The organism is Pseudonocardia sp. N23, from assembly GCF_002583555.1.
Classification (GTDB): Bacteria; Actinomycetota; Actinomycetes; order Mycobacteriales; family Pseudonocardiaceae; genus Pseudonocardia.
On the sequence record NZ_BEGX01000023.1, the window covers coordinates 1 to 11,423 of the forward strand.

The window sequence follows — 11,423 nt, forward strand, 5'->3', positions numbered from 1 at the left end:
GACCACCCCGCGCGCCACCAGACCGCCAACTACACCCTCATCTGGGAAGAGCCCGAAAAGTTCGATGCTGCGGGCCTGAAGGAGCTGCGCCGTCAGTTCGCCGCGATGGAGCGCGCCGCTCGCGACGGCGATGAGGTCCGCATGTGGGAGCACGACCGCCGATTCCATCGAACGATCCTCGAGGCGACCGGGAACAAGCGTCTCGCGGAGTTCATTGACGGAATGCGTGACATGGTCGTTAAACGTGGAGTCTCGACTGCAGAGTCGTCTCGGACGATGCTTGACATCGTTGCGGAACACCTTGGGGTTCTGGAGCGGCTGGAAGCACGGGACCCGGAGGGAGCGGGCGACGCGATGTGCGCGCACATTCAGACCACGTCAGTATTGCTCCTGGCACAGGAGGCTGGGGACGGTGTCGATGTCGACCTAGGTTGGACCACCTCCGCCTGGGAGTCGCGAAAGCCGGTCTTAGGCGGCGACGGCGGTTGACGGAGTGGCATGCAACATGCCACTCTATGGCTTCCCTCGGTAGCTAAGCAGTACTTGTGCGTTCTTCTTCCCTAGCCCCCGAATTTCTGTCGAGGGCGAGACGGCTCGTTCGCCATTGTTGCATGAGGGGACCGGAATCTTAGGGAAATTCGGCACCCCGCCTTGAGCGACCGAGCTTTGAGATGATCGACCTGAATAGTATATTCGCAACCGCCGCGAGTTCATTTATCGAGCTTCGTCGGCAACGCGGGAAGAGACAGATGTTGCGCTGAGTGGGAATCAAGCAGCTTCTCTAGGCAGTACCTGTTGCATTCGAACATCGTTAGAGCGGTAGGAGAGAAATGGTCGACACAGGCTCGGTCGAAGAGACGATCTTCACGTGGGGTGCGCCACCCTTGAAGTTCGGGGCCGGCGCCACCGACGAGATCGGATTCGAGGCCTCTGGCTTCGGGATGACTCGGGTCCTCATTGTGACAGATCGGGGAGTTGCATCCATCGGAGTTCCACAGCGCATCTCCGACGGACTGAAGAGATATAATATTGAGTCGAACATCTTTGCTGATGTGCACATCGAGCCGACCGATCAATCTATCTCATCAGCCGTTGACTACGCTCGTCAAGAAGGGCCGTGGGACGGATTTATTGTCGTCGGCGGCGGGTCCGCAATTGATACCGCCAAGGCGATCAATCTATTGACGAGCTACCCTGGTGAGTTGATGGATTACATCAATAAACCTATCGGTAAGGCCAAGGTTCCGCCTGGACCTCTCAAGCCTCTCATCGCGGTTCCAACAACTGCGGGTACTGGTTCAGAGTCTACTGCTATGTGTGTCATGGACATCCTCTCGATGAGAGTCAAGACCGGGATCAGCCACTGGCGTCTGCGTCCCACCTTGGCGGTTGTCGATCCACTTCTGACGCTGACGCTGGCGCCGGAGGTTACCGCGGCATCCGGCATGGACATCGTATGTCATGCTCTCGAATCCTATACGGCGAAATACTACACGCAGTTTGATCGTAAAACCCCTGAAGCTCGTGTCACATACTGCGGTTCCAATCCTGTGTCGGATTTGTGGTGCGAGAAGTCGATGGCGCTGATTTCGCAGTCACTTCGCCTATCAGTACTTGATGGACACGACAACATTGAAGCGCGATCCAACATGATGCTCGCCGCGACATTCGCAGGCATGGGCTTCGGGAACGCAGGCGTTCACATCCCGCATGCTAATGCATATCCAATTGCTGGGATGGTGAAGGACTACTGCCCGGCTGGATACCCGCAGGAAGAAGCAATGGTGCCTCATGGGCAGGCCGTTTCTTTGACGGCTCCGGAAGCATTCCGCTTTTCGTTCGACAGCGCCCCCGAGCGTCATCTTCGCGCTGCTGAGCTGATGAACCCCGAAGCAGCTAGCGTCGGTGCGCCGGCCGAGCGGCTGCCGTCAGTACTGATTCAGCTGATGCGTGATATCGACATCCCTAACGGCCTTGGCGGTGTGGGGTACTCCGAGTCTGATGTCGCAGATCTCGTTCCTGGAACGATGAAGCAGCAGCGTTTGCTGTCGACATGCGCAAGGACTCCTACAGAGGAGGACATCGCCTCGATCCTGACGAAGTCAATCTCTAACTGGTAATGGTTCACCTCAGTGGATAAGTAGCTGGCCGGTTGAGGCTCTTCGAAGATTGCCCGGAGGTGTCGGTAAATGCTTACAGGGGTACACTTCAGCAGACCGTCTGCATTCTTGGTTCCCTTGTCAACTTGCACATGTCCTCGTGGCCTGACTGCTCGGGTGGTGAAAGGCTCGTGGCTCACTTCCAGTGACCGTGCGCCAGCCGTATGAGTGATGACATTACGCCTACTGTCGCTGCAGCCACCGCGTTGAAGGCTGAGCTCACGAAAGCAGTTCGCGGCGCAGTTCGTTTTGACTCTGCATCTCAGGCGATGTATTCGGCGGACGCTTCCAATTATCGGCATGTACCGATAGGTGTAGTCGAACCTCGTGACGCCGAGGATGCTGAAGCGGCAATGGCCGTGTGTCGTGAGTATGGTGTAGCGGTTTTGCCGGTTGGAGCTCGTACCTCCATCGGCGGACAGGCTGTGAACACCGCGGTTGTACTTGACTTCACCAAGCACATGAACCGCATCGTCGAGATCGATCCATCAGAGCGATCCGCCCGTGTTCAGCCAGGACTCGTCCTCGATACGCTTAGAGACGCGGTACGCGCTCATGGACTGACTTTCGGCCCCGATCCGTCAACGCACAATCGCTGCACCCTCGGCGGCATGATCGGCACGAACGCCTGCGGTTCACACTCGATGGCCTGGGGGAAGACGGTCGACAACGTCTTTGCGCTGGACGTGCTCACGTACCGCGGTGAAAGACTCAGTCTCGGACAAGGTGAGCCGGGGGTCGACGCGATCGGCATCCCCGGTGCGCTCCGAGATTTACGTGACAAGTTCGCCGACGATGTCAGGTTCAGTTTTCCGAACCTGACGAGACGAGTATCCGGCTATAATCTTGATCAGCTGTTGCCTGAGAATCAGTTCAATCTCGCCAAGGCCCTGGTCGGTACTGAAGGCACATGCGCGACAGTCCTGGAGGCCACCGTCCGACTCGTGGAGTCGCCGCCTCATCGTGCACTCGCGGTGCTGGGGTTCCCCGACGCCTACACCGCTGCCGACCATGTCATGGCTGTACGCGAGCATCGCCCGTTGGCGATCGAGGGCATGGACGCCGGCTTGATTGCTGCGTTGCGCGCATACAACCCGCTTGAGACCGCGAGCAAGCTCCTGCCCGACGGAGGTGGCTGGCTATACGTCGAGACCGGGGGCACGACCCGACGAGAGGCCGAGACCGCCGCTCGCGCGATTGCGGCGGCAATGAAGTCCTATGGCGCGACAAGCGTTGTCGTCGGCGATCCAGTCGTGATGAAGGCGCTATGGCGGATCCGGGAGGACGGCGCGGGGATTGTCACTCGAGGCCCGGACGGCGGTGAGGCATGGCCTGGCTGGGAGGATGCCGCTGTACCACCGGAGAACTTTGGCGCCTACCTGCGGGAGTTCGATGCTCTCCTATCGCGCCACAACCGTCGCGGTGCATACTACGGTCACTTCGGCGACGGCTGCTTGCACGTACGAGTCGACTTCGATCTGCTTACGACATCTGGCATCGCGGATTTCCGATCTTTCATGGTTGATGCGGCCGATCTCGTCGTCGCTCACGGTGGTTCTCTCTCAGGAGAACACGGCGACGGGCAAGCCCGCGCGGAGCTCCTTCCCCGGATGTACCCTCCGCAGATCATCGCTGCATTTGAGGAGTTCAAGGACATCTGGGACCCTGACAACCAGATGAACCCGCGGCGAGTCGTGCGACCCGCCAAGATGGATGACGACCTCCGCGTGTTCGTTGGAATGCCAACCCTAAAAAATGATCCCGAACTTGCTTTCACACATGATTGTGGCAGTTTTGCACGAGCCACTCGCCGGTGCCTGGGCGTCGGAAAGTGCATCACCGCTTCTGGGGGCGTGATGTGCCCGAGCTATCGAGCCACAGGTGAAGAAATGCACTCGACCCGGGGTCGTGCGCGCCTACTTTTCGAGATGGCTAACGGTGAATTGATCTCCGACGGTTGGCAGTCACCGGAGGTTGCGGAGGCCCTGGACTTATGTTTGTCGTGTAAGGGGTGCAAGCGCGACTGCCCAGTTGGCGTCGATATGGCCTCCTACAAGACTGAGTTTCTCGCTCAACGCTATAAGGGGAAGCTTCGTCCGGCATCCCATTACTCAATGGGCGCATTGCCTCGCTGGATGAGACTCGTCGGCCACCTCCCGGCGCCTATTGTTGATTTGCTCAACAGGGCTGCCCAAACTCCTCTTGCGGGAGTGGCTAAACGGGCTGGAGGAATTGCTTCGCAGCGCGCTATACCCCGTATAGCGCGCCAACCATTCACGACGATCGTACGCCAGCGGCGATCCAGTCGCAGACCTACTTCTACTGCTAACTCAGCGATGAATTATCGCAAATCACGCGGTCGGCTGCTGCTCTGGCCGGATACGTTCACCAACCACTTTGACCCGTCTATCGCCACCGACGCTGTAGCAGTATTGTCCGCATTAGGATACTCAGTCGAGGTCCCGCCAGCGGCCGTCTGCTGCGGACTCACGTGGACGTCGACCGGTCAAGTTGAGACCGCTCGAAAGGTGTTGCGGCGCAGTCTTCACACGATCAGCCCCTGGATCGCTGATGGCGTTCCTGTGGTAGGCCTGGAGCCGTCCTGTACCGCTGCGCTACGCGCAGATGCGCCGGAGCTCTTGCCTAACGTGCCGCTTGCGAGCTCCATTTCAGGGAGCATTTTTACATTCGCCGAAATTCTTGCTAAGCATATCGACGAGCTGCGTGCTGCCGTCGTTCTGCCAGGCCAAAAGGCTATTGTCCAGGTGCATTGCCATCAGCATGCCGAATTGGGTACTGAAGATGACGAAGCTGTATTCGCCGCGCTCGGTGTGGAGGCCGAAATTCTCGACTCGGGATGCTGCGGCCTAGCCGGTAATTTCGGGTTTGAGAAAGGTCATTATGACATCTCAATGGCATGCGCTGAGAGAGTTCTGCTTCCGGCGGTACGCGAAGCCGACGCTGATACAGAGGTTCTTGCTGATGGGTTCAGCTGTCGTACCCAGCTACGTGAAGCCGGGTCCCGCGATCCCCTTCATTTGGCTCAGCTTGCTGCCCGCGCCCTCGGCCTGAAGGGGCCCGTCAGTTTGTGACGCAGAGGCTCGAGTAGATCAACTCACAGCCTACGGGATAGAAAGTTCGATGTCGAAGATTCTCCGAATGTAATGCCGCCTACGACCGATTTAGCGCGACGCTTCGGCTTCACGAGTCCTCTCTCGCGTGGGGCCTCGTTGCGGGTCACCCGCCCGCGTGTGGCCGTGCTGTCCGCGGTGCACGACGATCCGCACGCCGACACCGCGTCGATCATCGGTGCCGTCCGCGCGGAGCTCGGTGAGGTCTCGCACCAGGCGGTCTACGACGTGCTGCGCGCGTTGACGGCGGCCGGCCTGGTGCGCTGCATCCAGCCGCCCGGTTCCCTGGCTCGCTACGAGTCGAGGGTCGGGGACAACCACCACCACGTCGTGTGCCGGTCCTGCGGCGTCATCGCCGACGTCGACTGTGCAGTGGGTGCCGCCCCCTGCCTGACCGCATCCGACAGCCACGGCTTCGCGATCGACGAGGCCGAGGTCGTCTATTGGGGCCTCTGCCCGGCGTGTGCCACCGCAGCCGCCGGCTGACCGACCTCTGATCCCCGGAAGGAATCCCGTGTCTGACAAACCCGACGCCGTAGTTGGAGAGATGAACACCGAGGAGGCCGGCGGCTGCCCCGTCGCGCACGGGAAGTTCGCGCACCCCACCGAGGGGGGGAGCAACCGTGACTGGTGGCCCAACCAGCTCAACCTCGGGATCCTGCGCAAGCACCCGGCCGTCGCCAACCCGATGGACGACGACTTCGACTACCGCGAGGCGTTCGCGACCCTCGACCTCGACGAGCTCGCCGCCGACGTCGACGCGGTCATCACGACGTCGCAGGACTGGTGGCCCGCCGACTTCGGCAGCTACGCGGGCCTGTTCATCCGTATGGCGTGGCACTCCGCCGGCACCTACCGGGTGGAGGACGGCCGCGGCGGCGCGGGCGCGGGCATGCAGCGCTTCGCCCCGCTGAACAGCTGGCCGGACAACGGCAACCTCGACAAGGCCCGTCGCCTGCTGTGGCCGGTCAAGAAGAAGTACGGCAAGAAGATCTCGTGGGCCGACCTCATGGTGTTCGCGGGCAACCGCTCCCTGGAGGTCTCCGGCTTCACGACGTTCGGCTTCGCCGGTGGTCGCGCCGACGTGTGGGAGCCCGACCAGGACGTCTACTGGGGCCCGGAGCGTGAGTGGCTCGGCGACGAGCGCTACACCGGCGACCGCGACCTGGAGAAGCCGCTCGGCGCGGTCCAGATGGGTCTCATCTACGTCAACCCGGAGGGCCCCAACGGCAACCCGGACCCGCTGGCCTCGGCCCGCGACATCCGCGAGACGTTCGCCCGCATGGCGATGAACGACGAGGAGACCGTCGCCCTCATCGCCGGTGGCCACACCCTGGGCAAGGGCCACGGCGCCGCGAACCCGGACGAGAACAACAACGTCGGCCCCGAGCCCGAGGCCGCCTCGATCGAGGAGCAGGGCCTGGGCTGGAAGCAGGGCTTCGGTTCCGGCAAGGGCCGCGACACGATCACGTCGGGCCTCGAGGTCACCTGGACCCAGACGCCGACGACCTGGAGCAACAAGTTCTTCGAGAACCTGTTCGGCTACGAGTACGAGGTCACCAAGACCCCCGCCGGCGCGTGGGCGTGGGTCGCGAAGGACGGCTCGGGCGACAACCAGATCCCCGACCCCGAGACCGGTGAGCTCAACCGGCCGATCATGATGCTGACCAGCGACCTCGCGCTGCGCGTCGACCCCGTCTACGAGCCCATCTCGCGTCGCTTCCTGGAGAACCCCCAGGAGTTCTACGACGCCTTCGCGCGTGCCTGGTACAAGCTGACGCACCGCGACATGGGCCCGATCCAGCGCTACCTCGGCCCGCTGGTGCCGCAGGAGGAGCTGCTCTGGCAGGACCCGGTGCCGGCGGCGAACGGCTACACCCTGTCCGACGCCGACGTCGCCGAGCTGAAGACGGCGATCCTCGGCACGGGTCTGTCGGTGTCGCAGCTGGTGTCGGCGGCGTGGGCGGCGGCCTCGTCGTTCCGCGTGTCGGACAAGCGCGGTGGCGCCAACGGCGGCCGTGTCCGCCTGCAGCCGCAGGCCGGCTGGGAGGTCAACGACCCGGACCAGCTCGCCCAGGTCGTCCGCGCCCTCGAGGGCGTGCAGTCCGCGTTCGGCAAGGACGTCTCGTTCGCCGACCTCGTCGTCCTCGGTGGCGTCGCGGCGGTCGAGAAGGCGGCGAAGGACGCGGGCCACGACGTGACCGTCCCGTTCACCCCGGGCCGCACCGACGCCACCCAGGAGCAGACCGACGTCGACTCGTTCTCCTACCTCGAGCCGACCTCCGACGGCTTCCGCAACTACCGCGGCAAGGGCCACCGCCTGCCGGCCGAGTACCTGCTGGTCGACCGGGCGAACCTGCTGAACCTGTCGGCGCCGGAGATGACCGTGCTCGTCGGCGGTCTGCGGGTGCTGGGCGCCAACACCGGCGGCTCGACGGCCGGCGTGCTCACCGACAACGTCGGCACCCTGACCAACGACTTCTTCGTGAACCTGCTGGACATGGACACGACGTGGTCGTCGGTCGCCGGTGACGACGACTCCTTCGAGGGTCGCGACGCCGCGGGTGCGGTCAAGTGGACCGGTACCCGCGCCGACCTGGTGTTCGGCTCGAACTCCGAGCTGCGCGCCGTCGCCGAGGTCTACGCCTCCGACGACGCGAAGGACAAGTTCGTCGCCGACTTCGTCGCCGCGTTCGCGAAGGTCATGGACTCCGACCGGTACGACGCGCGCTGACCTGCACTGAGCTCTTTCCATCCTGGTCGGAGGTGGGCGTGAGCTGTTACGGCGTGGCGTCACCGGAGTGAGTGAAGCTCCTGGTAGACGGGCGATTGACTAGATCAACTCGTCCTGACCAGGAGCTTCGGTTGCCTTCCCACCCTGCGGGACTGTCCGTGTCCAACCACGCCCTCACCACCCTCGCCGACGCCCTCCGCAGCCGCCGTGCCGAGGTCGGTACCCGATGGCGGCGTCTGTCCGCCGGTGACCAGGCTGTGCTCGTGCTGGCACACCTGCGCAAGGGCGAGGCCTACACCGAGCTCGCCGCCGAGTACGGCATCGGCACGACCACCGTGTTCCGCTACATCACCGAGGCGATCGAGGGCCTCGCCGCGCTCGCCCCGAGCCTGCAGAAGGCGATGGCGGTGATCGTGGCCAAGGCGTTCGTGATCCTCGACGGCACCCTGCTGTGTATCGCCCGAGTCGGGATGGGCTCGGGACGAGACCGGCCCCCTACTACTCGGGCAAACACAAGTGTCACGGAGTGAACGTGCAGGTCATCTCCGACCCGGCCGGGCGGCTGGTGTGGGCCTCGGCCGCGCTACCCGGCGCCCGCCATGACATGGGCGCCGCCCGCGACCACGGCATCCTCGACGCGCTGCGCGAGGCGCGGGTGAAGGTGATCGCCGACAACGGCTACCGCGGCTCCGAGTTCGAGGTTCCGCACCGAAGGCGCCCCAAGGACCCCGAGACGGGCAAGCAGCGCACGCTCTCCCGCAACCAGAACGAGGTGAACTCCGCGCACGCCCGTCAGCGCAGGCCGGGCGAGCGGGCCAATGCAGTGCTCAAGGCCTGGCGGGTCCTCCGCAAGATCCGCTGCTGCCCGCGCCGGGCCACCGACCTGGTCAAGGCCCTCCCCGTCCTCATCCACGCCGGCTGAACCCAAGTGGAAAGGGCTGACTGTCTCGAGCCTGACTTCGGTCACTTGCTTTAGTGCCTCAGTCTGCTGGCGAGCGGATCGCGTCGAGGGTGCTCTGCTTCTCGGTGGGGACGGCGGGCGGGAAGGTCTGTTGGGTGCCGATAACGGTGATGGTGGCCGAGCGCAGCGGGCGTAGCTGGCGGACGACGTTGCGGATGGCGAGTCCGGCGCGGTTCTGGACCTCGCGCGCAACCGCGAGGGCGGCGAACACAATAGTCAGGTGAGCCTCGATGGACTGGCGCTGGTGGTGGAACATCGGCCGAGCGCGAAGGTCGGTCTTGCTCATCCGGAAGGACTGCTCGACGTGCCGGAGGTCGTGGTAGTCACCGGTGATTTCGCTGGCGGAGGCCTGGCCTGCGGGGATGTTTGTGACGTAGCCCTTCAGCCCGACCAACCGCTGCGCCCGTGCCAAGGCGGCCTCGTCAAGGCTGCGGGAGCCGTTGGTGGTCTTGACGAACCTCGGCGTGCGTGCGGACTTCTCACCGGCGACTACCTCGCGGGTGGGGTTCTCCAGCAGCGTCAGGGTGCGGCGGTCGCGGACGGCCGCTTCGCGGAGTAGGCCCAGACCGCCCGCCAGGACGTGGTGGTGGGTGTCGGGGTCACAGACCGGTTCGGCCTTGACCTTCGGACTGTTCTCGCTGCGCCCTGTGCGCCGGTCACGCGGGGTGAAGTTGTCGATGATCTGCCCGTCGACGAATGCCTCGCCGTCCCAGTGGAAGTGCGACTCCAAGTCGACCGGGGCTTTGGTGACCCGGGAGCCGACAATGGACCTCAGCCCTGCCGCATCGAGCTCACGCAGGTTTCCCGTCGAGAGCATCCCGGTATCGGCAACCACCACCATTCCTCCCGGCTGGGCGGGCAGGCCGTGGCGGACCCGGAAGGCCTCGATGATCGGCAGGATCGTGGTGGCCTCAGCCTTGTTGCCCTCGAAGCAGCCGACTTCGAGTGGGAGCGGCCAGACCGCGAAGAATGGAGCCGGACTCAACTGCTCTCAACCCTAGTCCTACTGGGCCTGACACGCAGCAAGCTCCTGTCGCACCCGTCCACGAGGTACTTTCTACTTTTGGGGTCGCCCACTCCCCCAGTCCGCGATGGAATGATCAGGCGTCAAGACAGAACGTCTGCTACTAACTGCCGGAGACGATGACTCAAGCGCTCTGCTACTTGATGCAGGTGGGCTGAGTAGGTAGACAGCTGTCGTCGACTATCGAAGGATAGGCCCAATGCCAAAGGGGGAATGTCACTGCAGAGGTGTGGGGGAGTCACTGGAACGGCGATCGAGAAAGTGTTGGAGACAACGTCGTGGTAGGTTGCCCATCGTCTTGCTGCGGAAGCAGCTAACTCTACCCGCATGGACCGGACTTCAGGCGCTGCCAGATATAAGCACCGCAATGCTCTCGCACACGGATGCCCGCTCTGGTTTCGGAGTATCGAGTTCAGCAGGACCTTGCCTGAGGCTGTTGCCACCAGTGAAGGGCTACTGCCAACTAAAGGGAGTGAGCCCATGCTGGGCTTGCCTTCCATGGCGACTGACGCTCTGCACCCTGGACCCGGCGCGACGGAAGCGAGGCATATGGCTCGGTCGTCAATTAGGCCAGTCAGATGCGCATATCCACCTGTGATTCGAGCCAGTTCGGTAAGTAGGCTTAAGGAGGCCTGTTGGACTATGCCTATAGCGACATTCTGAACCCCAATAAGCCACAGCTGTGCGCCGATCTCATACGAGCGGTCGACTTTCTTAATTGCTCCAGCCGATTCCATCTCTTGCAGGAGTCTGTGCACTGTTGGTACCGGTAGCTGCGCTTTCCGAGCAATCTCCGAAAGCGTCTGCCGCGGACGGCCTCCTGAAAATGTCTCCAGCACGTCCATCACGCGTCGGACAACCGAGGTGCGCGCCGAGTCTTGGCGTTCCTGACATATCCGCGGTGCTGTGATGCGCTGAGACACGGCTCGGCTCCCTCAGGTAGGCACCAGAGGATCGGCAAGGACCTTTTCCAGCATAAGACTTGTTCTCGCAGAGTGAGAAGCTGTCTACGGGCAGCGACGGGACTGTCAGCAAGATCGTGTGTGAGGCGGTGATCCGGCAGGCTGGAGCAGTCGCTCCGGTCGGGAAGGATCACTGTTGAACGAGATCGAAGCGGCGGGCAGCCCCGCCGAGAAGCCCGAGGTGCCGGCGGCACAGTATCGCCGGGCCTGGACGTGCGGCTGGCCCACGAGTTGATCGAGCAGGCCCGCCGGAGCGGGGTGTCGTTGGTCGGCCCGGTCGGGCTGCTGACCGGCGTGACGCGCACGGTGTTGCAGGCTGCGCTGGACACCGAGATGACCGAGCACCTGGCCTGCGACGGGCTCAAGGGGCTGCCCGAGGCCATCAGCGAGGTCTGGCCGCTAGTACTGCAACGGCACTCGGTCAGAGTGGTGGTCGGTGGCCACGTCGGCGG

General features: G+C 63.2%; 7 protein-coding genes and 2 pseudogenes. 7 read left to right on the plus strand and 2 right to left on the minus strand.

From position 1 onward, the window contains the following. The 6 genes and pseudogenes from TOK_RS07770 to TOK_RS07795 form a co-directional block, all read left to right on the plus strand. On the plus strand, positions 1 to 489 hold a 489-nt coding region (locus tag TOK_RS07770), incomplete at its 5' end, for a GntR family transcriptional regulator (protein ID WP_141566312.1). Positions 490 to 830: 341 nt separating this feature from the next. Then, entirely contained in the window at positions 831 to 2,120 is a 1,290-nt protein-coding gene (locus tag TOK_RS07775; RefSeq protein WP_098957131.1) for a hydroxyacid-oxoacid transhydrogenase, read from the plus strand. Between the two features lie 203 nt (positions 2,121 to 2,323). Then, complete coding sequence (locus TOK_RS07780) at positions 2,324 to 5,251, plus strand: FAD-binding and (Fe-S)-binding domain-containing protein (protein WP_098957132.1); 2,928 nt, start codon at positions 2,324 to 2,326, stop codon at positions 5,249 to 5,251. Between the two features lie 72 nt (positions 5,252 to 5,323). After that, a complete protein-coding gene (locus TOK_RS07785; RefSeq protein ID WP_098957133.1) occupies positions 5,324 to 5,776 on the plus strand; it encodes a Fur family transcriptional regulator in 453 nt (150 codons plus the stop codon). 28 nt (positions 5,777 to 5,804) lie between these two features. Next, on the plus strand, positions 5,805 to 8,024 hold the full coding sequence (katG, locus tag TOK_RS07790; RefSeq protein ID WP_098957134.1) for a catalase/peroxidase HPI: 2,220 nt from the start codon (positions 5,805 to 5,807) through the stop codon (positions 8,022 to 8,024). A 131-nt stretch (positions 8,025 to 8,155) separates the two neighbouring features. Then, positions 8,156 to 8,946 (plus strand): annotated as a pseudogene (locus tag TOK_RS07795) (transposase family protein). A 58-nt stretch (positions 8,947 to 9,004) separates the two neighbouring features. Here TOK_RS07795 and TOK_RS07800 read toward each other — a convergent pair. After that, entirely contained in the window at positions 9,005 to 9,970 is a 966-nt protein-coding gene (locus TOK_RS07800; protein ID WP_098957135.1) for a transposase, read from the minus strand. 122 nt (positions 9,971 to 10,092) lie between these two features. Continuing rightward, a complete protein-coding gene (locus TOK_RS35285) occupies positions 10,093 to 10,854 on the minus strand; it encodes a helix-turn-helix domain-containing protein (RefSeq protein ID WP_374754868.1) in 762 nt (253 codons plus the stop codon). A gap of 330 nt (positions 10,855 to 11,184) precedes the next feature. Between TOK_RS35285 and TOK_RS34870 the strand changes: the two are divergent. Further along, positions 11,185 to 11,423: pseudogene (locus TOK_RS34870) on the plus strand (hypothetical protein); the annotation flags it as partial.